The sequence below is a fragment of the Nostoc sp. genome, assembly GCF_036917455.1.
Taxonomy (GTDB): Bacteria; Cyanobacteriota; Cyanobacteriia; order Cyanobacteriales; family Nostocaceae; genus Nostoc.
The window spans coordinates 16,191-42,444 of record NZ_JBALDK010000177.1; the positions used below are offsets into that span (position 1 = coordinate 16,191).

A 26,254-nucleotide genomic window follows, 5' to 3' on the forward strand; every position below is an offset into this window, starting at 1 on the left:
ATGTGCAAATTAAAAACACAACAGCTTATTCCACTATTTTCGACTCTGGTTCTCTCAGTACCAACTCAGACATCAAATCAGGCAAAAACGCTTCTTCCCCATCTTTGGGTGTCTCAGCTTGCTCTTGGGCAGCAGGTAGCCAGTTGATAAATGGTAAGGGTAACAGCGTACTGAGGTTAGTAATTAGCACCAATAGCCAAAGTGATTCAAAGTTCGTCGAGGTGATCCCCAGCCAATACGTGATTAATGCCCCAAATGCACGAGAAACCGCTCCTGCCGAATTAAACACCGACATTAACAAGGCAAATAATGTCGCTTCCACACCAGAGGGACAAAGCCTTGCTGCTAGAACCATCACTTGCATAAAGGCAATTTGACCCATCACAGAGAGAACAACACTATCACCCAAACTAAACCAGTGGTCATCTATACCCAACAGCCTGTTTGTGTGAGTCACTAACAACAGCATCGTCATCCCTAAAATTGACGAAAGGACTGTACTCCAAGCAAAAATCACACGAAAAGGGATGCTTTTGAGGAAACGTTGAAAAATCCAAACACCTGCTAAAGAAGCGAAACTTGTTACCAAATGTACCCGACCCAAAAATTCTGGTTCAAAGTGTAATTCGTTGGTAGAGAAGTAGAAAAAGGCTGAGTCAGCACTTGGCGTAGCTTGCCAGACGAAGATAAACGCCGTTGGTAGCCAAATTGTTTTTTGGGTAATGGCTTGGCGTAGCTGCCCCAGTTGATGTCTGATTGGTAAAGGGTTGGTGTGATTGCTATCTTCAACATCTTTGCTAACGGGGGACTCAGCAATTAACCAAGCTACCCCTGAAATGATCAGAGGAAAGAAGGCGGTAATTCCAAAGACAGTACGGGTAGTAAAGTATTGGAGCAGCAGACCGCTAAAGTATGCTGTTATTAAACCTCCGATCGCAGAAGCACCCCAGCAGAGAGATTGTAATGAACCGGCTTTTGCTTGGGATTCGCCTCTAGCACGTTCCACAACCAGCGAGTCAACTATGACATCACTCATGGCGACGGAGAGAGAACTAAGAGCGATCGCTAACGTAGCAGCCCAGCTAGTATGAACTATCGTAGCCAGACTCATCCAGGAAGCAGTTCCCAGTATCCCGGATAAAATCAAGTAAGGACGACGACGATAGCCAAATATGGGCAAGCCATCAGAGATAAAGCCAAACACCGGCTTAATCATCCAAGGTAGGAAAACAATTCCCAATAACGCCGACACCTGGACTGGACTCAGCAGCAGTTCATCTTTGAGGAAAAAGCTCACGGCTAGACGCGATAGCCCTAAAACTCCTTGGACAAAGTAAACGGTGAGAATTGCAATTAATTCTGCATTGGGTTCATTACCCAAAAAGATTTTTTGTGTTAATGAGTCTTTGACCTTGGACAAGCCAGATGATTGAAGCACCATTCGATAAATATTTTTTAAATTTTATCTACTTTCCTATCATATCGATTCTTAAAACCTAGGCTTGAGGATCGGCGCTATCTGAAGTTAAGCCTGTAAGCTGAAGCAGAAGCCAATTCGGGCATTATCTAAGTGATGTAAAGTCACTGCTCATAAAATAAATCGCAAAACAATTGGGCGAGTTTACTTAAGTAAACTCGCCCTAACTTGTATTAAATATTGGCTTTTTGATGTAACTTCTGAAATCCTGTCTATGGCAGACTACGCGAAGTGGAGCCTGGGAGTAAGGCATAGAGAAAATCAGGTAAATCTTACTGAGCTACAATTAGTATAGCAAGGGGCTGGGGACTGGGGATTGGGGACTGGGTGAAAAGTCTTTTTGTGTCTAAGTTTCATCATCTGTTGATGTCCTAAGCACCAAGGCTTGTGCTATATCTTTAATCAGATTGCTTTAAAGCACTGATATTAAAGTGGCGATCGCTTGAGAGTGACATTCGGTTAATTATCATCAGAGGTGCAGAAGGCTCTTAATGTGAGCCTCTACACTTATGACAATTGCAAAACTGATTTTTTCTTAACTCGACGAGTCATAACTGAAGTAGCACCCACGAAACCAATTACAAAAACTCCTAATACAGAAGAAGACTCAGGAACTGCTGCTGTAACTACATCACCAGTGATACTCTTGTAGCCAGAGGCGACTGTGTGATTATCTGATTCAAAACCACTTCCGCCAATATTGGTGAATTGAACCTGATCGAAAGTTCCGCCAACATCGTAGAAGTTGATGAACGCAAAGGGTTCTCCAGAATCCTGATTTTTGAATGCCGCATTAGGATTACCGTAGTAGCTGGCTTTATTTGATAACCCTGCGATATAATTGACCACATCAGCAGTGGTCATAGAAAAAACAGTCTGACCTTGTGAAAGAAATGTAAGTACGTTGTTAGCATCTCCAGCAGACCACCAAAGTCCAAAGTAACTTTGTGGGGTTGTCAAATTGAGAGTAGAAACCTTTTGACCGTTACCCGATCTATTCGTGTCTACATCAAAATACTTGCCTGTTCCCCCAGCAGCACCATATTGGTCTGGATCCATGATCAGAGTATCTTTATAGCTACCAATATTTTTTGTTCCATCCTTCCATTGAAAGCCTGTTGCGCTGTAACCTTGTGCTTGTGCATCAAAGGTTTGTACATGAGCATCAACAAGATTTGATGAGTTTGCATTTTGTACGCCTGCGTTTTCTATTGATATCGCAAAAGATGAAGCCATTGCAGGACGGCTAAGAGTAGCTAAGGACAAAACAACACCAGAAGCGATCGCGGACTTAATTAAAAGACTTTTCATTTTACAATCCTTTTCGTTTTTTTATCTCTCGTGTTCATAGCCTCATTTTGCGATGTGCTTCTAGATTCCAACATCAGAGGGATTACTAATTTTTAAATTTGGTTATACGCAGATAAAAATGTAAGTCGTTATATTTTATTTAGAGGAGAATCACTGATACTATTTTCTTTGATGTCTATCGCTTTATGTAGAGAGTACGAAGTTATCAGTGCTAAGTTGTAAACAAGCTTTATTTATAAAAAGTGCCATTTGATGATTCGCAGGTAGTTTACATTTTTATGGTTATAGGTCAAGAACAGATGAGGTATTGTGTTATCCAATCTCTTTAAAACCTGTGCTTATCCCTTGGCTGAATAGTTTTTAAAGCTGACGCTCAAGATTATCTTGGTTCTTCTTTAGGGTAATTAAATAACCTCCATTTTGCTGTATTATAAGCTTCACAATCTTTTTACAGTAGCTTGCAATAAAATGAAATGCAAAATGCTGGGTTAACTCATCAGAGATAAAGAGTTTCTATCTCTGGCCTCCAAACCTCTAGCTTTGTAAGCTGTTGTGTTTTTAATTTGCACATTGAGAGAGCAGGGGAGCAGGGGAGCAGGGGAGCAGAGGAGCAGAGGGGCAGAGGGGCAGAGGGGCAGAGGAGAGGGTTTACAGGTTTTACCTAAATGATGATTATGAGGTAATTTGTAGGCGCGACAGCTTAGGGATTTCCAAGGAATAAATTATCCCAAAAAACGAACCACAGAGACGCAGAGAACACAGAGAGAAGAGAGATTAAGAGGATTTTTGCGTCAGTTTTGGAATATTTTTTTTATTTGGAAGTCCCTTACTTGATGCAAAATAAAACTGCTGGATAACAACCGTCCACATCAATTTTGATATATTGTCAAAATAGTTCTAATACATTTCCTCACATTGAAATTACTGTGATTTCAAATGTAATTCTTCTTTCTAATTCAAGGGAATACTACATTTTTTGACAGGTAGCTGTCGCTTGCCTCTCACCCCTTCCCTAATAATTCGTCTTTTTCCAGTCAACTATGCCACTTTAGTTTTTTTTGACATCGGTAGTAGCATGAATTAAACTACCTCTTGCAATCAACAAAAGAATCTTGAGCAATGCATCCGACTGAAGAAGTTGCTGTCCCTACTCGCGTTATCGGTTTAATTAGTGGCACATCTGTAGATGGCATAGACGCGGCGTTGGTAGATATTTCCGGTACAGAATTGGATCTTAAACTTGATTTGCTAGCTGGGTTTACATATCCTTATCCAGCCGAACTCAGAGAAAGAATATTGGCAGTTGGTGCAGGTGCTGCCATCTCAATGGCAGAATTGGCAGAAATAGATGATGCGATCGCCCAAGTCTTCGCCCAAGCCGCCCAAAATATTCAAATTGGTCATCAGCCAGCCACTCTCATTGGCTCCCACGGTCAGACGGTTTATCATCGACCACCAGGGGAGAAAGGGAGAAAAATGACTCCTGACTCCTCATCGGCTAAACGCCCTGCTAGCGCTAACAGTACTTCCTTGGGTTATAGTCTGCAACTAGGGCGGGGCGAATTAATTGCCCATCTTACCGGCATTACAACTGTGAGCAACTTCCGCGTTGCTGATATCGCTATTGGTGGTCATGGTGCGCCTCTCGTGCCCAGAGTAGATGCCTATTTGCTCAGTCATCCTGAAGAAGGACGTTGTATTCAAAATATTGGTGGCATTGGTAATGTAGCTTATATTCCACCTCAGCATGGCGACTGGCTCTCAAAAATTCGCGCTTGGGATACTGGCCCAGGAAATAGTCTGTTGGATCTGGCGGTGGAGCATTTAAGCGCTGGTGCTAAAACTTACGATGAAAATGGCAATTGGGCAGCAAGTGGTACTTCTTGTCATCCTTTGGTAGAACAATGGCTCCACCAAGACTATTTTCATCTACCCCCGCCCAAATCTACTGGTCGAGAATTATTTGGTGTAACTTACCTGCATCAGTGTTTAAAAGATGCCCAAGCATACCAACTCAATGCTGCTGACATACTGGCAACTCTGACGGAACTGACAGCTGCTTCAATTGTTCATAGTTACCGCACTTTTTTGCCAAAAATGCCACAACGGGTACTATTATGTGGCGGTGGTAGTCGAAATCTCCATTTGAAACGGCGATTAGAGTTGTTATTGGGATCAATACCAGTTTTGACTACAGATGAAGTTGGTTTGAGTGCAGATTTTAAAGAAGCGATCGCCTTTGCAGTTTTAGCCTACTGGCGGCATTTGGGCATTCCCGGTAACTTACCTACTGCTACTGGCGCACCGAAAGAAGTGCTTTTGGGAGAAATTCACCAAAGTCACTCCTGAGTTATGCGACAGCAACAATAAAAAATTTCTTTATTCTTCACTCAGTACGGTCTAAACGCCTCGCTACCGCTAACAGCACTGCTATAACTATAGTCTTGGCGGCACTCGATTGAGACAGGGAATATATAAGTGGCTCATACTTTTTTATTGGAACCAGGACGCTGGACAATGCAAGGAAATTGGCTGGAACGTAATGGTATGCCAATCAGCGTCAAGGGTATGACCTTGGTAGCTTGGAATCGAGATAACTGGTTCACTATGGCCACTAAGCTGATATTTCCTGGTAGCGATCGCTCAGAAATCTCTCTACAATACAAAGGACGATTGCATGAGGGGGAGCGCCAGTATACTTTTTTACTACAACATAATATTTGGGGACAAGTTGAAGGTGAAGGCTGGATTGGTTTAGATACTATTGTGCAGCGTTACTGGGTAATAGGCGATCGTCAGCGTCGTAGTGGCTTTGAAACCCTACACCGGATTTCAGAAGATAGATATTATCTCAGTAGTGGTATCTTAGCTGGTCATTTTTTAACTAACACAATGGAAGTTAGCTTAGAGCGTCAGTCAACCTAAGAACAATGTAGGCTCACTGTTGTGAGTCTGGGTTAGCAGCCTTTCGATAAAATACAGAAGTTTCCTTTTGGATAAAGTACAAAGCTATGGATTTTGAGGCAGTTATTTATTACTGGAGGCAGATCGCTTTTAGCATCTCCCTTTGGGAGAAGATAGGAATTCTTTATATCTGAATTTTGAGTCATACATTTTGTACCTCACTTATTTGCAAACTGCTATAACTTTCAACGTACTGCTTTTCCCAACCTTCAATGTCTCATGCCTGACCTTAAATCATCGTTTATTCTCACTAACCTCTTGAGTTGTATAGTATGAAAGAGAAGTTTTTAAATTATCGTCATAATTCTAGTATTTTTAGGTAGCTGTTTAGTCTGGAGTTCAGTTTTATGAATCCTAAAGTCTCTGTCATTATCCCTGCTTACAATACTGAAGCATATATTGCGAAGGCAATAGAGTCAGTCTTAGAGCAAACGCTTAATGATATTGAACTGATCGTGGTCGATGATGGTTCAAGCGATCAAACTGTAAAAGTCGCTAAAAGTTTTTCTGATCAACGTCTCAAAGTAATAGTTAATCAAGAAAACCTGGGGGTTTCTGCTGCGCGTAATCGTGCCCTCACAGCAGCTCAAGGAGAATGGATTGCTATTCTTGATTCAGATGACTGGTATAAGCCGGAAAGATTAGAAAAGCTTGTGTTGCTGGCAGAGGAAACAAATGCAGACATGATTGCTGACGATCTTTATTTAATCCAAGATGGTGCAACATCTCCTTGGAGTACATTGATTCAAGAAAGTGGAGAACATATAGATAAAATTCTCCAAATCGATCCCGTTTATTTTGTGAAAACGAATGTCTATGGACAAGCAGGGTCGAGTCTTGGTTTAACCAAACCTATATTCAAACGAGAATTTTTAGTTAAGCACGGCATTATGTACGATGAGAGTGTCAGCATAGCTGAGGACTATTGGTTCGATATGAAATGCCTAATCAATGGCGCTCGTTTTTTTATTGTGCCAAAACCTTATTATTTCTACCGTTCACGCTCTATTTCTCTTGTCCGTCAAAGCATATTGTCACGTCTAAATCAATACTCTGTAGCGAGTAATTCTTTCATGCAACAAGAAGCTGTGAAAAAAAACCCAGCTTTAATACGTGCTTTGTCTTCTAATCTTGCAGTTATTAAGAAAAATTTAGCTTACTTTCAAGTTGTAGTGCCGATCAAGGAAGGAAAATGGTTAACGGCATTAACAGAAATGATGAAAAATCCTTACTTTTTTTCTGATTTCATCTCTCGATTTAACAATATTATTAAACGTCGAGTTGAATACTATGTAATGGGTAACAAATCAGTTTTTGATATTTCTTACAATCTCCAGAGAAAACGAAAGAATTCCAACTAATAGTAGGGTCAACCTTGGATTGCAACAGTATATCTTTACCTAACAGAATGAAACTGAAGGTTAAAAACCAGATCGCGCAATAAGTATTTATAATTATCTCTACCTACAAAACAAGTTATCAGAATGTAGTGAGTGTGGCACTCCCTTAAAACTAGCCCTTTCAAGATGACTCCAAAAATATCTTTTTTTCCTTGTGTTCTCTGCATTTGAAGCAGTTTACAGGTAATTATTTAACCACCCCAGACGCTGAGAACATAGAGGTAAGAGTTTAAAAAGAGATTTGTTGAGCAACATTCTTACCAACATTAAAAGGGCTACACCCAGCATTTACCAACCCTCTCCACTTTACTGGTTGCGATCGCATAGCTTTATTATCCGGCTATTTGTCACCATAACAGGGCTACCCCCGTCCCTAATGAAGGTTTTTGGCAGATCCTAGAGTTATCTATCTACTCAAAATTGGGCAAACTAAGACTACACCACAATTAAAGTGCAAAATGGTACAAGCGTCATTATAAATCTACCCTTTCTGTTTGTTCGATCTGGTATGTTGCACCAGTTGTAATAACCGTCTAGCTTGCAAACTGTCAGAGCATGGTTTCAGTCCTCCTTTAGAGGATTGAAAAAAGCTAGCACAGCACCGCGTAAATAGAGCAACGATTTTAAATCGCCAGCCAGAAAGCTTACTTATATGATAAACTTTTCGCCTTTTTAACTCCGATTTATAGCTTGCGGTACTCATGTAGAAAGTCATTTTTGGCTTGGTGGTTAGGACATCAACAGATGATGAAACTTAGACACAAGAAGACTTTTCACCCAGTCCCCAATCCCCAATCCCCAGTCCCCAGTCCCCAGCTATATCAGTTTGAATACACTTTTCCTCGCAAACACTTACAACCTGCTTTTGGATTCAAATTCTCTATGTCAGACCCCAACATTGGTCGATTACTCAGCAAACGCTACCAACTCCAGGAGTTAATCGGTACTGGAGCAATGGGTCGGGTTTATCGTGCTAAAGATACTTTGTTGGGAGGTGTACCTGTTGCAGTTAAGTTTCTCGCTCTATCAATCCAAAATGAAAAGATGCGATTGCAAGACCGCTTTGAGCGAGAAGCAAAAACCTGTGCTTTACTAGGGCAAAAAAGCATCCATATTGTCCGAGTTATGGACTATGGCGTAGATGACAATAACACCCCGTTCTACGTGATGGAATACCTACAAGGACAAAGCCTAAACAATATTATTCGTAAGCAACGACTGCCTTTACCAAGATTTTTGAGTATGGCGCGTCAACTCAGCCTGGGGTTACAGTGCGCTCATGATGGCATCCCAGTTGATGGCGCAATTTGCCCAATTATCCATCGGGATGTCAAGCCAAGCAATATGCTGGTGATTCAAGATCCCAGTTTCGGAGAATTGGTCAAGGTTCTAGATTTTGGTATTGCTAAGTTATTACAATCAGATGGCGACCATACAAAATTCTATTTGGGGACATTGGCTTATTCTTCTCCCGAACAGATGGAGGGTAAAGAATTAGACAACCGTGCTGATATTTATAGTTTGGGCGTGATGATGTTTGAGATGCTCACAGGCAAAATGCCACTGGTAGCACCAACTCACTCTTTTGGAGCATGGTATAAAACACATCACTATCAAAAACCCCGTTCTTTTGCTGAGGCTGTACCCGGATTAGAATTACCAAAAGAAATCGAAAATTTGGTGATGAGTTGTCTCGCTAAGGTAGCACGCGATCGCCCCCAAAGGATTACCGAAATCCTCAAAGTTCTAGCATCTCTAGAAAAGCCTGAGTATGCCCGCAAAATTAAGCAAGATAGCCATGCCCTAATTCCTGCTACGACGACGGCTAGTCCTGAGCTTGAACAGAAGACTAAAGCCGATTTGCGGGTATCGTTGTCAAATGATGAAATCGCTCGTGCAATTTCCTGGCCCCAAAATAAACCAATTGCCGATATTGTGTTTCCTCAGTCCATTCACACCAATGGCGAAGTTTTACCTGCGCTGTGGGTGATGTTACCACAAGAAGAAATTCAAAAGCGCTTACTCTGTACCCGCTATAACCAATTTCTTTTCATCTCTATTCCTCATCCCATGTTGCTATGGATTACTGTTATTTACAACCATAAGTATGGTGCTAAATGGTTGCCCTACTACCTCGATCTTAAGACCAGTCTTGGTCAAGAAATTGCCCGGTTACTACAGCACATAGGTTACTACCGTCTGTTGTTCTTTGCGCGAGAAACACCCAATCGCTGTACCCATATCTTACTTTCCAGCGTTGCTTCTGCCCAGCGTCAACGACTGCAAGAGTGGGTTGCAATGAGCAATACGTTGATGTCGTCCGCAGACCCGCAAATGAGTAAAAGCTTATTGAAAAATGAGTACGAAAAAATTAAGCCTCAAATTCTGACAAAACTAGAAAGCATTGATACAGATTCTCCATACGATCTTTCCAGCTAAGAATAATTTCTGAATATTACATGTCTTATATGTAACCAAAGAGTGGTAACTCAAAGAATGTAAACTTTTATAAACAAAATATATATAAAGATGTAAGTTCTAGTTATATGTATAAAGAGTGAAATAACAAGGCTGCTAAATTAGGGCTGATTAAAATTCTCTCTAAAATATTCTTGTGTACTACATTCCAAGAAATTGTAATTTACGCAGGTGCAATTCTCACACTAGACGAAAGAGACAATATAGGGATTTGGCTAGATGTAACAGCAAGTTTAGCCTAAAAAGCTAAAGTTAGGTCTAGAATCCAGCAGAGTTACCATCGAAAAGTTTACTAGTTGTTAGTTGATTTTGTGGATTTAAATTTTGTGCCGCTTTTGTAGAATTGTTTATCGAAGTTGACGCCCCGACATCCCCAGCTCTTTTCCTCCTTGGAACCAAGCAAGAGAAGGAGGTCGCCCACTGCGACAGTAGAACGACTCTATGCCATAGTGGAACCGGAATCTAAGCCCCACTGGTGCTTAAGAAGCTCTTGATAAGTGGCCTCACGTACTACCATTTGCTCATAGAGCTTAACCAAAAAGTCTTTGGCTTGGTCGTGGCTCATATTCTGTACTTGAGTTGCAAATGAGCAGATGCTGAATTGCTGTTCCAAAGATAGTTTCATGGGTTGGTTCATAGTTAACTCCGAAAAAACAATGTGTAAAGGTGATATCGCTTGCATAAGTCCAAATGGGATAATAATTGGACTTATATTTGTCTAACACTTGTTCCTCTGTATTAAGGAAGATAACAATTGTTTGACAAGATTGCCCACATCCTAAGTGTGGATTTTTTTTGATATGATATCTTGCACCTAATCCTACTGATATACCACCCAAGTCAGCCGAGCCAGATTCCGGAAAATAGGCTCGATTTGGACGAAGGTAGATATAATTACCTCTCTTACTCCTTTCTGCTTTGCACAAGTCTCTTTTGAAGAGATAAGCAGATTTTGTCCCGAATCCGATAGTTTAGCTGTTTGAGAAAAACTAAGATGCTGTCTCCCCCAATATGTATGGAGGAAGCTTCGGAAGCTAGGAATTTTTAGGAGGTTGGGAAATGAATGGTAATAAGCGTGAATTATAGTCGCTTTACCTTATTACGTGCAAGATGTCAATTTACCAATTTTATGCAAATTTAGCCTCATTAGGTCACTTTGGAGGCTAAAAATATTTGTATCAAATTGTAAAAACTAAAAATGCTCACACTGAACAAATTACTGAGTATATCTACCAGATTTGTCAATTGTCATTTGTCAGTTGGCCTTTGTTTAAGGTTAGTAAGGATCGACTAATGACTATTTATTCGAGTAAGACGATGACAACTGTGATGTTATCGTGCCCTCCATGCTCCTTAGCAGCCTCAATTAGAGAGATGGCGGCTTTATCAAGCCAAGGTGCGTCTTGGAGGCAGCTAGCAATCTTCTGTTCAACGAGTTCTTCTGTGAGACCATCACTACATAACAGCAAGCGATCGCCAAGTTTTACATCTAGTGGTTGCACATCAATTTGATGCAAGTCTTCACGCCCTAGACAGCGTGATAATACATGACGAAAAGGATGGGTTCGGGCTTCATCAAAGGTGATGTCACCGATTTTGATTGCTCGTGCTACCCAAGTATGGTCTTCTGTCACCTGTTCTAATTGCGACTCTCGGAAGCGATACAGCCGCGAATCGCCAACATGAGCGCACCAAGGCGATTCTGGGGCGCGGAAAATCACTGCTACAACTGTTGTACCCATGTCGGCGCGTTCGGGATGATGTTGCTGATCCCGCAAAATAGCTTCATTTGCACCCCACAAAGCTTGCTCTAGCAATTCTTGAGAAGATTTAGAAGATTCCCAATTTGCTACCAAATACGCCTGAATTTCTCCAGTAGCTATGCGACTTGCTTCCTCACCTCCCGCATGACCACCCATTCCATCGGCGACAATGAAAAATCGCCCTTCTGGGTCGACATAGTAAGCATCTTGATTATTAGAACGAATAAGTCCCGGATCGCTAAAACCCGTGAAATTAAGTTTCATAATTTTTTTTTGCAACAATTAATTCATCCGATCGTAACGGTCAAGGCGTAAGATTAATCTGATTAGGATCACTGAAATCCCTAGTGCAATTAACCCAGGTAACAGTGCCCACCAGACATGATTGCCAACCACTAAGATCGTAGCTGAAAGTGTGAAACCACTAATTAACAGAGCATAGCTCATTGAGAGCTGAATACTGCTCTGCCGCCGCAATAGCCGTTCAGTTTCTATAGACCGAACGCGGAGGCGCATGTCTCCCCGTTCTAGCTTTTCTAGCGTATCCTCTAACCTACGTGGTAGACCAAAGGCAGTACTACTTACCTGAGCTGCTTGACGACTTAATTCGTTAATAAAGGTATTCCCCTCAGAACCATTCATATCGGTCATAAGCTGCATTGCATAAGGTTTGGCAACTTCCATAAAGTTAAACTCTGGATCTAAACCTTTGCCTACTCCTTCTAGAGTAGAAAAAGCTCGCATCACAAAAGTGAAGGTTGCTGGAAATCTAAATGGCTGATTATAAGCTATTTCATAAAGGTCGTCACTGATTGCCGCCACTGACTGATTTTCAAAGGGCTTATCCATGAAATTATCCAGCATGTACTGGACGGAACGCCGCACTGGGCCCATATCATCAGTTGGGGCGATCGCACCTAAATCGATCAGAGATTGGACAACGCGATCGCCATCTTTTTGAGCGATGCCAAACAGTGTTTGCATCAATCCTTCGCGGATGTTGGACTTAATCCGCCCCATCATCCCAAAATCGTAGAATATTAAAGCACCGTTTGCACTAACGGCAATATTACCTGGGTGAGGATCGGCGTGGAAAAAGCCACTATTGAGTAACTGTAGTAAGTAGGCTTGAGCGCCTTGACGAGCGATCGCCTTTCGATCTAAACCGGCTGCTTCTAAAGCTTCGTATTGGCTAATTTTAATTCCAGGGAGATATTCTAAAGTCAGCACTCTGGAACTAGCATAACGCCAGTATACTCTTGGGACATTCACCCAATCGTAGCCGCGAAAGTTTCGGCGAAAAGTATCAGCGTTACGGCCTTCGTTAAGATAATCAATTTCTTCCCAAAGAATGCGACAACATTCTTCGTAAATACCTAACCAATCTCTTCCCCGTCCCCATTTGGGATGGTTTTGAAAATAGCGGGTAATTCCCTTGAGAATTTGTAAATCTATTTCAAATAACTTCTTTAATCCAGGACGTTGCACTTTAACAACAACTGATTCTCCACTATGCAGCACAGCTTTGTGTACTTGCCCCAAGCTAGCAGCAGCTAAAGGAATCGGTTCAAAATTATGGAAGAGTTCAGGAATTTTCTTGCCTAATTCTTTCTCAATGGTCGCTTCTACTTGCTCATAGCTAAATGCCGGTACTTTGTCCTGTAATTTGGCTAGTTCTTCTACATATTCACCAGGGAAGATATCAGCACGGGTAGAAAATAGTTGCCCAACTTTAATGAAGGTTGGGCCTAAATCCAGCAGCGTATTGCGAATCCAAACCGCTTGGGTTTTGCGTCTTGCAACTTGCTTTACCTCAGTCACGCCACCCGGATAACTCCAAGATTTGTTGTATAGCCAAAGTTTGAACAATAAGGTCAAGACAAAAGACCAAATGTCCACAAAACGCCGTCTGCTAGAGTATTTTTCCCGATTCCAACGGTATGCTTTATCTGAATAACCTTGTTCCATATCCTTTGTGTACCGTTGGTTTGCAACCGAATCACTTGAGAGAGAAGACACTCTGATTCCTAAACTGTTTTTTTTATAGTGTCATTTGTCATTTGTCATTTGTGAATAATTTTTGACCAATGACCAATGACTAATAACCACTGACTAAATTTATGCAGAAGTTCGGCGATAATGTTGCAATTCTGTGCGTAACAGGGCAATTTCTGCTCGTAATTCATCAATATCTGCTTGCAAGTCACCTGAATCAGAACTGGCTTGTCCACTACCTGTAGTAACTTGACCAGAATTAGCTGCTTCTGCTGACCGATTTGCCCGCTCTAGGACTTCTTCTGTAAACTGGCGTAACTGCTCTCTAGCTTCTGCATCAAATTTGCCCAGATCGCTCAAAGCATCGGTCAAGGCGACCTCTAAACGCTCATTAACTACTTCGGCTACTGCTCTGCCTACGAAAAAGGCTTGTACTAGTGGGTTACTCATAAATTTTTGTTACGTTGATCCGCAAGAGAATTATAACTTGCCTGTATGCTTTACGGCTTCTGCTGAGGAGTTAGAGATTTGCAGTTGCTAACGGCTAAATTGGTTCAGTAGAAAAAATCCTTGATGAAATTCTATGAAATACAACAATCTTTGGGAAGGTACTCGTTATTGGTTGCCGGCATTTTCTCTTCCCATACTCCACTGGGTAAAACCTTTTCTACCTTTTTTGGGATTACCGGATTTTATACTCAAGCAGCCGCTAGTTTGGGAGCAAATTTATACTCAAGTGCTGCTTGAGTATAAATTTGCAAGAGAAACGCAGGATTTGTCAGGGAAATACTATGACCAAGTTATCAAGCAATTCAGATAGCTTTGACTATTAACTATTAAAGCGTTAAAAGCGATCGCCTCTCAACTCAATGCAAAGGAACGTCAAGAGGTAGCGCTGTGGGCAGAACCCATATTAGATCGACCAGAAGTTTGGCAAATAATTTATACAAATGCGCTGAATGAATACAAACAACGGCGACAGGAAGTAGAAAAACAAGGGGAACTAAGTTTCTAAACTTGTGGTGTTAGCAATAATACTTTTAAAACATCGTTTTATTTGTGCTACTTCGTTAAGAATGCGATCGCTTTATGTATGACATTCCAGTAACTCTTGATAATATTGCTCAGGTGTACTTGGTAAATAAGCCGTCATGTGCAAAGTTTGTTCCCTCAATTTGAAACTTTGAGTAATATTAATTCGGCTGAGAAAATCTAGATCGTGGGAAATTACCCAAATAGCTCCTTGGTAATCATTGATACCTACTACCATTTGTTCAACAGTTTCAATATCTAGGTTATTAGTTGGCTCATCGAGAATGAGCAGATCGATTTCTGAGATACTGATTATTGCGATCGCTAATCTTGCCAACTCACCCCCACTCAGCACAGACGCGCTTTTGTGAACGTCATCATATTTAAAAAGGAAGTGTCCCAACTGTTGACGCAAAAGCTGATAGCTGAGATTAGGATTGGCAGCTTGCATATTTTCCAAAAGTGTGTATTGGCGATTAACCAATTCGTAGGTTTGATCGAGATATACAGCTTTCATCGCTGGTGCTAGCAAAACCTCACCTGATTCTAGAACTGCTGTTTGGTTTTCCATTCCCAAAATAGCTTTTATCAGACTCGATTTACCAGAACCGTTTGCGCCGATAATGGATATGCGATCGCCAGAGGACACATGCAATTGAATATTTTGAATCAATAGGCGTTCTGATACCCTAAGATTTGCACCCTGGATATTAATTAAATTTCGGCGTTTTTGATTTTTTTCCTCTAGCTGAATACTTGTGACTTTCGTAGTTTTGACCTTCGTCTCTGCAACCTTTTGATTAGCCTTGGCTACTGCTGCTTCATGTTTCTTTTTTGCAGTTCCGGTAGACACCTCAGCTTTGGTTTTAATTAGTCCTGCTGCCATTCTATCAATACTACCATTCAGAAACTTGGCGCGACCGTTGCGGCTAGATTGGGCTGCGCGTTGCTGTTCTTGTATAGCCGTGGCTTGGGTATGTTTGAGTTCCTTTCTGGCGACTTCGTGCGATCGCAATGCTACCTCTAACTCGATTTTTTTCTGCTCTCGATATTGAGAAAAATTGCCTCCATATACTTTCAAAGCATCAGGTGTGAGTTCCCAAGTAACATCTGTAACTTGGTCTAAGAAAAAAGGTTTATGTGAGACAATTACAAACGCGCCAGTTAAATTTTGGAGAAATTGTCTTAAGTTTTCTAAGGCTTGCAAATCCATGTGGTTGGTTGGCTCATCTAGCAACAGTAGGTTGGGCTGTTGAGATAATCCGATCGCCAGAAATAGTTTTGTCAGTTCTCTACCACTCAAGTTAGCAATTGGTAGAGAAAGATTAATATTTGTCCCAAATTGTGTTTGCAAAATCTCCTCAATCTTCCACCATTCATCAGAGATGGAAATTAAAAAATTAAGTACTGTCTCTGCTGTAATTTCTTGCCTGATAGTGCTGATTTGTGGCAAATAGTAAACAACATCATTACGCAAAACAGAACCTGTGCTGGAGTTAATTTGCCCTGCAAGTATCTTTAATAAGGTTGATTTTCCTACACCATTGCGACCAATTAAAGCAATGCGATCGCCTGCTTCGATATTCACCTGGATTTTTTGAAATAAAATTCTATCTAAGCTGAGTTCGTAGGTTAAATTCTCAGCTAATAAGATTGATTTTTTCTGCATTATTCTCAAACCTAAATTCGCCAACTTCTACCCGCGTGTTCACAAAATTTACGGGTTTAGATATAAAAAATTTAGCCGCAGATTCTTGTCAAGCGGTTAAATGTAGATACGAGTGATGACAATATTTTTAGTGCATGACTATGTGAAGTAACCCTGTCAAACTAGTTGCGTTTATTCTTTGTTGACATTTGTTGCTTGGTACTACTTCATTTGTGCTATCTCGTTGGAGTCGTGATGAGGTTTGATATTGACTACAGTGTAGCATAAAGGAATTTCGGAAGCTAGGAGGCGATCGCTCTTTTCTGTGGCTAATAAAAATTTTTAACAGCAGAGGTACAGAGAACGCAGAAGTAAGATGTTGAGGAAAAATTTATATTTTTACATGAAATTGGTTCTGAGGCCATCAAGCCTTAATTGCATGATTTTTTCTTCCACTAAAAAGAGACGATTATCTAAGATACGCTATGCGATCGCTAACTACAATACTGCTAAAATAAATCCATAACGATTTGATGCCGCATCCATTCTATGACCATAGCTCAAGAATTAGATTCTCAAAAAGGTATCTCCCAAGATGTTATATTTCCCCCTAGCGATCTATATAGTGATGAACCTCCCTTGGAAAGCGAACTTCATCTAGAGCAAATCATGCTCTTACTCAAATGCCTAAAATGGTTGTGGCGAGATAGAAATGATTTCTACGCGGCGGGAAACCTGACTATCTACTACAGCCCACGTCAACGAAAATCAGAACACTTCCGGGGACCAGACTTTTTTGTAGTACTGGGAACTGAACGTAAAACCCGTAAAAGTTGGGTAGTTTGGGAAGAAGATGGTAAATATCCGAATGTAATTTTAGAAATTTTATCTGACTCAACAGCGAATACTGACAAAGATTTAAAGAAAACAATTTATCAAGATACTTTCCGTACCCCTGATTATTTTTGGTTTGACCCTTATACACAAGAATTTGCAGGATTTCATCTAGTAGATGGAGAATATCAACCTCTACAAGCCAGCGAACAAGGATATTTGTGGAGTCATCAACTAGGTTTATATTTGGGAATTTATGAAGGTCTATTGCGATTTTTTACACGAGATGGGCAACTAGTACCAACACCTGAAGAAACGGCAGAACAAGCACAACAAAAGGCAGAACAAGCACAACAAAAGGCAGAACGTTTGGCAGCAAAACTACGAGAATTAAATATCGATCCAAATACAATTTAGACTATTGCTATATCTTCTCTACGAGACGCTACGCGAATGATATAAAAACCATATCTGGGAAATATAAATTACAGAGGATAATGCTTGGCTAAAAACTCTTCAGCCTCAGCCCTATCTTTAATCACTCTATCCAAGGTAGCGGCAACTACATCATCTAATATTTGCCGATACTGTGGCCCTGGTTTGTAACCAAGTTTCTTTAAATCATTGCCATTCAATAGTGGCTGCACATTCGCCCAAACTGTTAAATATTCCCAAATCTGATGTCTAATCTCTCGCGGACTTTGCAAAGCAATTAAAATCAGCATTGGTAAATCGTACTGTCGCAACAACTGCACTCGTTGACTTGGGCGTTGCAAAGTGGGTAAAGATTCTATTACTTGATTAAAGCTTTGGGCTAAGTTTTTCAACCTAACAATATTATCGTCTTGTAATTGCAAATTTTGTGCTACTTTCACCCGATATTCAGGGGCTAGGTGGGCGATTAATGCTTCTAAACGCATTTGCCAGTGAATGAGAGTTTGTTCAGCATCAAATCGCCGCAAACAACGTTCTAATAAACGTAATTGCCGCAAGAGTGAACTATCTAACTTGAGGGTAGGATGGATACATTGCAACGCTCCTAAGTTATCGAGTAACTGCAAAGCCGATTTCCAGTAAGGGGCTTCTAGGATGTGCTTTAATTCTGTTTTCAGTCGAGTTTGCAGGGCTGGAGTTTTGGTATTCTCTTGAGAAGTGCGATCGTAAACACCACTGTTGATGGCATAACGAATAAACTCTTCAGTTTGCGGTTCAATTTCAAATCCGAAGCGCACGGCAAAGCGCACGCCACGATAAATGCGGGTGGGATCTTCGATAAAGCTGTTGGGGTGTAAAACCCTAATTTGTTTAGCTTGTAAATCGAGTAAACCGCCAAAGAAATCGAGTAAACCGCCTGAGCGAGGAGAGGTAAGGCGCAAAGCGATCGCATTAATGGTAAAATCTCGACGATATAAGTCTTGACGAATCGAACTCGCCTCAACTTCTGGATTCGCCGCTGGGTAAGGATAAAACTCTGTTCTAGCGGTGGCAATATCTACCCAAAGAGAATCTAATTCTGGGTCTTTGTGCCACAACAAAGCCGCAGTTTGAAAAGCCCCGTGGATTTCTAAACGAGCCGCAGGGTAAAGTTGTTGGAGTGCTTTTGCTAGTTGCACACCAGCGCCAACATCTGCTGATTTGTGAAAGCCATCAACTACTAGGTCAATATCTTTAATCATCAAGCTACCTGCTGTCTCAGCTAACAGCAAATCCCGCACCGCACCCCCAACGAGATAAAGATGCCAACCCCGTTTTTCGGCTTCTTGCGATGCGATGGTGAGCAATTGCCACAGTTGCGGAGCAAGGCAATTTTGCAACTCAGTACTGAGACGAGTTTTGAATTTTGAATTTTGAATTTTGAATTTTTGCTCGTCCTCTCCCCCTTTTCCGTTTTCATCCCTTTCCTGATGTAATTCCCGCAAGACATCAGTACGAGTCACAAGACCAACTAACTGCTCATTTTCCAATACTGGTAAGCGTCCGATATCATAAGTCACCATCAGCGACTCAATTTGTGGCAGTGTTGTATCTGGTGTAATCGTTTTCAGATTTGTGGTCATGTAGCCCTTGACTGGCGCATGACCAAATCCGTGGTGCAGGGCAATATCAATATCCCGGCGCGAAATAATACCTACTAGTTGCCCTTTATCGACTACAGATAAACCAGAGTTTCCATAGCGCAACAAAATACGCTGTGCTTCGCCAATAGTAGTTTCAGGTAGAATCGTGCGGACAGGAGAAGACATCAAATCCCTCGCTGTAGGGGGATGGGGAATTTGCGCTTTTACCCCGTCAAGGAGTTGTTTTAATATTGCTTGTGAATCAACTCCTCTTAGATTTACCGATGCGGCTTGGGAATGACCCCCGCCTCCTAGAAGTTGGAATAATAGGTTAAGATTAGTTTTGGGAATTTGCGATCGCCCAATTACTGTTAACCGTGAATCACTTTCATTCAAAGGATACTCATTAGCCAACAGTATGGCATCAATTTCGGTTAATTCCACCAGTTCTGAAGCCAAACTCGATAGCCCTGGCACAAAAGCATTTGTTTTAAGAGTTACCCAAGCTATAGTATATCCACGCAGACAAAGATATTCTAAAGTTTCCAACGCCTCAGTTAATAACTGTTGCAATTGCAATGACAAGCCAGGGTCACGGTAGGTAGAAATTACTGATAAACTCGCACCTTGTTGCATCAACCAAGCCAAAGCTAAGGCATCCCGCGCCGTGGACTGGTCAAATGTTAAAGAGCCTGTGTCAACGTGGATACCCAAAGCCATAACAGTTGCTTCGGCAGGACTCAAGGAAATTTCCTGTTGTTGCAATTGCTCCACAATTAAAGTTGTGGTGGCTCCAACTGAAGAAATATGCGATCGCGTGGCGGGAATATCTGATTGTCCTAAGTGATGGTCATAAACTATAATCTCTCCAAGATGGGGTAAATCTAACCACTCAGCAGCTTTACCCAAGCGATCGCGCATTTGCGTATCCACCACAGTCAAAGAACGAATTTTTTCAGGATTCACCGAACGGCGTTCAATTAGGGGATATTCATCCCGATGCAATGCTAAAAAATCCCGCACAGGAGGATGAGAACCGCCAGTCAGCACAATCTTGCTTCCTGGTAGTAGGCGCGTTAACCCTACAGCTGCTCCTAATGCGTCAAAATCTGCTGTCGTGTGGCAAAGAATTAAATCCATAATATAAGAGTCATTAGTCATCGGTACTTAGACAAAGGACAAATGACTAAAGTGTTGCAATTTCTGCTAGCTTAAAAATAATAAGAAAGTGTCAATGTCGCCCTTTAGGATATTCTATCCTTAGTATTTCGCTGTATTGGGAGAAGCAAAAATGACCATAATATTCCAATTTGCCTTGATAGGTCTAGTCCTATTGTCTTTTATCCTGGTTGTGGGCGTTCCTGTTGCTTATGCAACTCCCCAAAGTTGGGGTGAATCTAAAAAACTGATCTGGGTTGGCTCTGGTGTCTGGATTGGTTTGGTATTTTTAGTTGGTTTGTTAAACTTTTTTGTCGTGTAGGCGACCGCTTCGCTCTGGCGCAGGCACATAATATAAGAACTAGAGGGGCAGAAAAGCCAATGGTCTTTGACCAAAGGAGAAAAGAAGAAATTTTTTCCGATTTCCTTTTTTCTAACCGTGCTTTGCTGCTCCTCTACATTTAAATAAGAAATGTATATTGGCCAGAACTATAGTTGATTAAGAGGCAGTCATGGCAGTTTTCGAGGGAACTTTTACCCAAACGGAGCCTTTGCGGTTTGCAGTGGTGATTGGTCGATTTAATGACCTTGTTACCGGAAAGCTGCTAGAGGGATGTCAAGATTGCTTGAAACGCCACGGTGTAGATCCTAACCCCCAAGGTAATCAGGTTGACTATGTTTGGGTTCCGGGAAGTTTTGAGGTACCTTTAGTAGCTCGCCAACTAGCACTTTCCCATCGTTATGATGCTGTAATTTGTCTAGGTGCAGTCATTCGTGGACAAACACCCCATTTTGATTATGTATCCGCCGAAGTTTCTAAAGGCATTGCCGCCGCTAGTTTTCAAACTGGAGTGCCAGTAATTTTTGGCATTTTGACAGTAGACACTATGCAACAAGCCTTAGAACGGGCAGGCATCAAAGGTAATCATGGCTGGGATTATGCCTTGAACGCCCTAGAAATGGCAAGCCTGATGCGGCAATTGCGTTCTAACCTAGCAGAGCCGTATTCTCTTAATAGCCAATCTTTGCCAGCCTCTTTTCAAAGTGCCAGCATCGGCAATTTAACTGCGGAGTCAGAAGAACTAGGCTAGGGCATGTCATTGTCTCATTAGTCATTTGTCCTTTGTTATTCACTTAATGACCAATGACAAATGACCAATGACCAAATAAAGGGGTTGACAATTAGGGATAAATCTGAGATATTGATATATGGCAATTGATTGCGGGTGTAGCTCAGTGGTAGAGCGTCACCTTGCCAAGGTGAATGTCGCGCGTTCGAATCGCGTCACCCGCTTCCAACTAAAACCTCTTGAATTTAAAAATCTCAAGAGGTTTAGCATTTTTAGGGTGCATTGAAATCTTTGGCGATTCACGCTGTATTCTTGTGAATCGTTCCCAACTTTCAAAAATTTCGTAGATAGGTAGAATATAAAGTAACTTAGATATGGTGGATAGATTTTACCCATCTAGTAAAAATTGTTCCAATTATGGGGGAATTCAAGCGTCTTAGTCTCTTAAGGTTTATGTATATCAGAAATGTCAGACACTGCTGACTAAGATTTAAATATATCTAAAAATAAATCTCGAAACTTATGCACGGATAGCTGAATCGTATCTGAATATTAAGGGATAACCGCTCCTATGCTCCAAATCTAGTTTTGTCTAGATTTTATATAGTAGAAGGAAATTTTAAATAAGATTGTCAGCTACGGGGAAAGACTATAAACAGCAAACTCCGTACTGATATGAAAATTCGGATACTTAGAGTCTGCTGCATCTACTGTTTGCAATCATGGCGATATTTGCATCGCTAGTCTATGTATATAAAGAGAGCAATCAATAGTAGCAGAAGCTTCTATTGCATTTACCAAAGGATTATATTGTCGTAGTTCGTGTAAAACACGCTCAAGTTACTAGAACGCTTGTGCCATCTCAAAAACCCGAAAAAATAGATTTCAATGCTGACTACCCCTGTCCCTGTCGTCGCCGGGGTCAGTTAGTTCCAATTACGTTGACAGAAGCATTTGGTTGCGATCGCTGTCAGCAAATCTTTGTTGTAGAAGATAATGGTCATGTCCTAGAACAACTTTCTACCACCTATCCCTACAAACGGGCTTGGCGTTGGATGGGAAATAGTTGGCATGTTGTCCATCCCCGCTTAGGAGAAAGCTATCTGCCTATAGCACTTGGCATTATTTTCGTGCTAGTGATTATATGGCTGCCGTTAGCACTGCGATTAGCAAATGGTTCCAGCATTATTGCTTGGGCAATGGTGGCGGTGCTATTAGCTATTCTGCCAGCATTAATGGTCTGGCTTACCTACAGACGTTAACTCAATGACTGTTGAAGTTTTAGATGACCACCCCGAACCAATTACTAGCGCCCAACGAGCCTATCAAGCTTCCCTAAAGTTGGGGATCACAAAGGGAGCAGATCGAAGTCGTGCAGTATTGGCGATGGCACAAGCGCTTGAGCGCTCATTTGACGACATTCTAGAAGCCAACACCTTGGATTTAGAAGCTAGTCGAGAAATGGCAGTGCCAGAGTTGATATTAGACTGGCTAAAGCTGACTCCCACAAGGCTAGAAATGACAGTAGACATTCTACAACGGTTGGGGGAATTATCAGATCCGTTGCGGCGCGTCAGAACTGCTGATTATCAACTAGGAGATTCCCAGAGTTACACCCAATTAATGCCCTTGGGAGTGATTGGATTTATTTATGAAGCATTCCCTGATTTAGGGGCGATCGCAGCAGGTTTTTGCATCAAAACTGGCAATAGTATAATTCTCAAAGGCAGTACTGAAGCTAGCCATTCCAACGCCGCCATTGCTGAGGCATTGCAAAATGCGATCGCAGAGGTTGGTCTACCTCCGGGCTGTGTAGAACTGATCGCAGCCGAAGGTGGTGCTTCCATTCGGGATTTAGTCACCCAAGACCAATACGTAAATCTAGTTATTCCCTACGGACGTACTAGCTTGATACAGCAGGTAGTGCGACAGTCAACTTGCCCAGTCTTAAAGTCAGCGATGGGTAACTGTTACCTCTACTGGTCGCTAAATTCCAGCTTAGAAATGGTGCGCTGGATGATTCTTGATAGCCATCAAAGCGAACCCGATCAAGTTAATGCGATTGAAAAGGTACTCATTCATCGTCAAGCCTTGCCATCATCCTTAGGAGTTCTGTGGAACAGCTTGATGGAAAAAGGCTTTGAAATTAAAGGGGACGCGGAACTAGTACGAGCCTTTCCCCAGTTGCAGCTGGTGAAAGATAGCGAATGGGGAAACCCTTATTTAACTAAGACAGTAGCTTTTAAACTGGTAGATAGCTTAGAGGGTGCGATCGCCTGGATTAATGAACACGGCAGCGGTCATGCTGACTCTATCGTTACTGAATCCTACCAGGAAAGTCGGCAGTTTGCTTTAGGAGTTAACAGCGCCTCTACCTACATCAACACTTCCCCGCGTTTTTCCCGCAACCCCTCGCGGGGAGATTCTGTATTTTTGGGTATGTCTAACCAAAAAGGTCATCGCCGAGGATTTATCAGCCTAGAAACTTTGACCACCGTTAAGCACATTGTTCAGGGAAATGGCAGATTTTAAAATAAAGAACTAGTGCCCAATTCCCAATCTTAAACTTAACAAAATCTTAATTTCTGCTTGATCCTGGATTGCTAGGTTCCTTGTATTTACATCTGGGTAGAGGTGAATATAGAACTTATAGATGGCACGCGCCTCCTAGCAAATCGGTGCAGAAGGCGGAGTTTTCTGTTGGGTGCAGGATTCTTAACAGGGTTAACAATAACTAGCCAATGGCATCCGGTATTAGCTAACTCAAGGTTTTCTGACTATCCCTTCAGTCTTGGTGTTGCCTCTGGCGATCCTTTGCCGGATGGTGTTGTTATCTGGACATGACTGGCTCCCAACCCACTCTCTGGAGGTGGAATGCCATTGGTAAATGTGCCAGTGCGGTGGCAAGTTGCCCTTGATGAAAACATGAGACAGGTTGTTAAATTTCAAGTCTCTCCCTCTCCGAGTTAGAGAGGGACGGTTTTACGTAGTAAAACCAGGGAGAGGTTTTCATTTTGTATAAAATATTACTTTTCAATACTCAATCCGGAAGCGATCGCTTGTTCAAGGCTACAGCCAATCAATTATTCTAAAGAGTTGTTTGGGAATTTCTTTGCAATACTTAACTAACTTCTAATTAAAAAAAGTGAACATAGATTAACAGTGATAACTAACATCATATTTTATTAAGTTAATCAGACTCAATTGAGAGTATGCTTAATAATTGGAGTCTAGTTAAGAAGTTAAGCAACTAGGTGCAAATAAACTTTAACTTTTGTTGAGATTTTTTTACTTTGCTATTTGTTTGAGTATTAAATACTAAGAAACAAAGTTTATTTGTGCGAACTTACTAACTACTTTATCGAGTAAAACTGTAAAAATTCAGACCTGAACCAAGTACTAAAAGCGAAAACAAAAGTAAACTTAAAAACAATTACGTAAGATGATAAACAAAATTTTGCTGACTGTATCGGGATTGGGACACGCAGAAGAAATGCTCAAAACCCTGAGAGAAATCCCTTCAATTGAATCTGCGAAAGTTACAATTTTGCATGTTGTTCAGGCACAAAATACTGCTGCTACCATGACAACTAAATGGGAAAATGGTGGTAAAATTCTGGCTAATGCCATTCAAACTTTGAACTTAGATCCTAGCCAGGTTTCTTCAATTTTGCGCGAAGGCGACCCCAAAGATGTAGTTTGCCAAGTAGCTGATGAAATTGATGCTGACTTGATTGTTATGGGTTCACGCGGACTGAAGCGACTACAATCTATTTTATCGAACTCAGTCAGTCAGTATGTTTTCCAGCTATCTTCTCGCCCCATGTTGCTGGTAAAAGATGACATTTATGTTAAAAGAATTAAGCGCGTTATGGTGGCAATAGATAACTCTGATTCTGCAAAAAACTGCTTGAAATTGGCACTGTTTTTATTGCGAGATATTCAGGGAGGTCAGTTAATTTTGGCAAATATTAGTACAGATTTAGGCGGTAAAAAATCGGAAGTAACCGAGGTTAACTCAGATAAAAATCCAGTTTTAGCAGCCGCAGTTGCAGAAGCTCAAAAACAGGGCATCCAATCTCGTTCTTATATCAGTAGTGGGAAACCTGGTGAAGAAATTTGTCGGTTGGCAGACGAGTTGAATATAGACTTATTATTGCTCGGTTCTCCAGATCGTCGTCCATCCATTGCTAAGAGTTTTGTTGATATAGACCGACTCATCGGATCTTCATTATCTGACTATGTTCGAGTCAATGCTACTTGTCCGGTACTGTTGGCGCGGACGATCGCTTAAGGGACTTCCAAGAAATAAATTACCTAAATGAAACGAACCACTCCAGACAATAGAGTTTCCAGTGCGTTGCGGGGGTTCCCCCGTTGTAGCACCTGGCGCAACACAGAGGAATGAGGAGGAGAGAGTTTTATCGTCAGTTTTTTGAGTATTTTTTTATTTGGAAGTCCCTAAACTAAGGAATAAGAATTAAATAACATACAATTTATGTCCCTGATTTACCTCATCCTCATTCCCTCTCCTTAGCTCGACTTTATCCATTTTTTGGCAACGCTCAAGCTTACTTTGAAAGCCTTGTGGGACGGTAGTTTTACTTTTTCGTTTTCACCGATAATCAGTGATATGGAAAAAGTTTTTGCCGAAAAGCTAGGGTTTTGCCGATACAAGAGAAGCAAGTTCTTAATTTTGGATAAAGTCGAGCTTAGAGGATGTTTGAAAAGTCCTTAGTGATGTATCAAATACTTTTAGATTCCCCTAAGTCCCCCTTAAAAAGGGGGACTTTGATTCCGTTTCCCCCCTTTTTGAGGGGAGCCAGCGCGGTCTTGGGGGTTTCCCCCATGAGCGACTGGCGTGGGCTAGGGGGGATCAAGAAGTGCCTAATATCACAGCCGACCACTTTTCAAACAACCTCTTAATAAGGGCTACGGTGTACACATCTCTATACAAACCCAAAATCGTTGGAGATCCCCCTAAATCCCCCTTAAAAAGCTATCCATTATAAACATCTTTCTTAACAAAAGCTTTGACAAAAACCAGAAATTGTGTATGTTGTAAAC

At 41.4% G+C, this 26,254-nt stretch carries 19 protein-coding genes, 1 tRNA gene and 1 pseudogene; 13 read left to right on the top strand and 8 right to left on the bottom strand.

The window, feature by feature from the left end:
- Positions 1-25: 25 nt before the first annotated feature.
- Both V7K42_RS18730 and V7K42_RS18735 read right to left on the bottom strand, forming a co-directional pair.
- On the bottom strand, positions 26-1,441 hold the full coding sequence (locus V7K42_RS18730) for a folate/biopterin family MFS transporter (protein ID WP_334918646.1): 1,416 nt from the start codon (positions 1,439-1,441) through the stop codon (positions 26-28).
- Positions 1,442-1,984: 543 nt separating this feature from the next.
- On the bottom strand, positions 1,985-2,788 hold the full coding sequence (locus V7K42_RS18735; RefSeq protein ID WP_334918648.1) for an Npun_F0296 family exosortase-dependent surface protein: 804 nt from the start codon (positions 2,786-2,788) through the stop codon (positions 1,985-1,987).
- Positions 2,789-3,907: 1,119 nt separating this feature from the next.
- Here V7K42_RS18735 and V7K42_RS18740 point away from each other — a divergent pair.
- The 4 genes from V7K42_RS18740 to V7K42_RS18755 all read left to right on the top strand — a co-directional run bounded on the left by V7K42_RS18740 (position 3,908) and on the right by V7K42_RS18755 (position 9,591).
- Entirely contained in the window at positions 3,908-5,137 is a 1,230-nt protein-coding gene (locus V7K42_RS18740) for an anhydro-N-acetylmuramic acid kinase (protein WP_334918650.1), read from the top strand.
- A gap of 129 nt (positions 5,138-5,266) precedes the next feature.
- Complete coding sequence (locus V7K42_RS18745; protein WP_334918652.1) at positions 5,267-5,713, top strand: hypothetical protein; 447 nt, start codon at positions 5,267-5,269, stop codon at positions 5,711-5,713.
- 386 nt (positions 5,714-6,099) lie between these two features.
- A complete protein-coding gene (locus V7K42_RS18750) occupies positions 6,100-7,113 on the top strand; it encodes a glycosyltransferase family 2 protein (RefSeq protein ID WP_334918654.1) in 1,014 nt (337 codons plus the stop codon).
- 921 nt (positions 7,114-8,034) lie between these two features.
- Positions 8,035-9,591, top strand: coding sequence for a serine/threonine-protein kinase (locus V7K42_RS18755; RefSeq protein WP_334918673.1), 1,557 nt, complete (start codon positions 8,035-8,037; stop codon positions 9,589-9,591).
- Between the two features lie 478 nt (positions 9,592-10,069).
- On the opposite strand, the gene V7K42_RS18760 is transcribed toward V7K42_RS18755, so the two are convergent.
- From V7K42_RS18760 to V7K42_RS18775, 4 genes are all read right to left on the bottom strand, one after another.
- Complete coding sequence (locus V7K42_RS18760; protein WP_041565841.1) at positions 10,070-10,267, bottom strand: NblA/ycf18 family protein; 198 nt, start codon at positions 10,265-10,267, stop codon at positions 10,070-10,072.
- A gap of 664 nt (positions 10,268-10,931) precedes the next feature.
- Entirely contained in the window at positions 10,932-11,657 is a 726-nt protein-coding gene (locus V7K42_RS18765; RefSeq protein ID WP_334918656.1) for a Stp1/IreP family PP2C-type Ser/Thr phosphatase, read from the bottom strand.
- Between the two features lie 18 nt (positions 11,658-11,675).
- On the bottom strand, positions 11,676-13,361 hold the full coding sequence (locus tag V7K42_RS18770; RefSeq protein WP_334918675.1) for an ABC1 kinase family protein: 1,686 nt from the start codon (positions 13,359-13,361) through the stop codon (positions 11,676-11,678).
- A 150-nt stretch (positions 13,362-13,511) separates the two neighbouring features.
- Positions 13,512-13,838 carry a DUF6825 family protein gene (locus V7K42_RS18775; protein ID WP_334918658.1) on the bottom strand — a complete coding sequence of 109 codons (327 nt, stop codon included), beginning with the start codon at positions 13,836-13,838 and terminating at the stop codon, positions 13,512-13,514.
- 133 nt (positions 13,839-13,971) lie between these two features.
- Between V7K42_RS18775 and V7K42_RS18780 the strand changes: the two genes are divergently transcribed.
- Entirely contained in the window at positions 13,972-14,208 is a 237-nt protein-coding gene (locus tag V7K42_RS18780) for a hypothetical protein (protein WP_334918660.1), read from the top strand.
- 267 nt (positions 14,209-14,475) lie between these two features.
- On the opposite strand, the gene abc-f is transcribed toward V7K42_RS18780, so the two are convergent.
- Positions 14,476-16,089 (bottom strand): ribosomal protection-like ABC-F family protein, encoded by a 1,614-nt coding sequence (abc-f, locus tag V7K42_RS18785; RefSeq protein ID WP_334918662.1) that lies wholly within the window; start codon positions 16,087-16,089, stop codon positions 14,476-14,478.
- A gap of 528 nt (positions 16,090-16,617) precedes the next feature.
- Here abc-f and V7K42_RS18790 point away from each other — a divergent pair.
- Positions 16,618-17,319, top strand: coding sequence for a Uma2 family endonuclease (locus tag V7K42_RS18790; protein ID WP_334918664.1), 702 nt, complete (start codon positions 16,618-16,620; stop codon positions 17,317-17,319).
- Positions 17,320-17,387: 68 nt separating this feature from the next.
- Here the strand turns inward: V7K42_RS18790 and V7K42_RS18795 are convergent, their stop codons facing one another.
- The gene (locus V7K42_RS18795) at positions 17,388-20,099 is read right to left on the bottom strand and encodes a CBS domain-containing protein (protein WP_334918677.1); all 2,712 of its coding nucleotides are present in this window, start codon (positions 20,097-20,099) and stop codon (positions 17,388-17,390) included.
- Positions 20,100-20,250: 151 nt separating this feature from the next.
- Between V7K42_RS18795 and psbZ the strand changes: the two genes are divergently transcribed.
- The 7 genes and pseudogenes from psbZ (at position 20,251) to V7K42_RS18830 (ending at position 25,481) form a co-directional block, all read left to right on the top strand.
- On the top strand, positions 20,251-20,439 hold the full coding sequence (gene psbZ / locus V7K42_RS18800) for a photosystem II reaction center protein PsbZ (protein WP_094346523.1): 189 nt from the start codon (positions 20,251-20,253) through the stop codon (positions 20,437-20,439).
- 190 nt (positions 20,440-20,629) lie between these two features.
- A complete protein-coding gene (gene ribH / locus V7K42_RS18805; RefSeq protein ID WP_100901501.1) occupies positions 20,630-21,208 on the top strand; it encodes a 6,7-dimethyl-8-ribityllumazine synthase in 579 nt (192 codons plus the stop codon).
- 131 nt (positions 21,209-21,339) lie between these two features.
- A tRNA-Gly gene (locus V7K42_RS18810) sits at positions 21,340-21,411 on the top strand.
- A 630-nt stretch (positions 21,412-22,041) separates the two neighbouring features.
- Positions 22,042-22,449, top strand: coding sequence for a hypothetical protein (locus tag V7K42_RS18815; protein WP_334918678.1), 408 nt, complete (start codon positions 22,042-22,044; stop codon positions 22,447-22,449).
- A 4-nt stretch (positions 22,450-22,453) separates the two neighbouring features.
- On the top strand, positions 22,454-23,719 hold the full coding sequence (locus V7K42_RS18820) for a glutamate-5-semialdehyde dehydrogenase (RefSeq protein ID WP_334918667.1): 1,266 nt from the start codon (positions 22,454-22,456) through the stop codon (positions 23,717-23,719).
- A gap of 108 nt (positions 23,720-23,827) precedes the next feature.
- Positions 23,828-24,130: pseudogene (locus V7K42_RS18825) on the top strand (PhoD-like phosphatase N-terminal domain-containing protein); the annotation flags it as partial.
- Between the two features lie 499 nt (positions 24,131-24,629).
- Entirely contained in the window at positions 24,630-25,481 is an 852-nt protein-coding gene (locus V7K42_RS18830; protein ID WP_334918669.1) for a universal stress protein, read from the top strand.
- Positions 25,482-26,254: the final 773 nt, after the last annotated feature.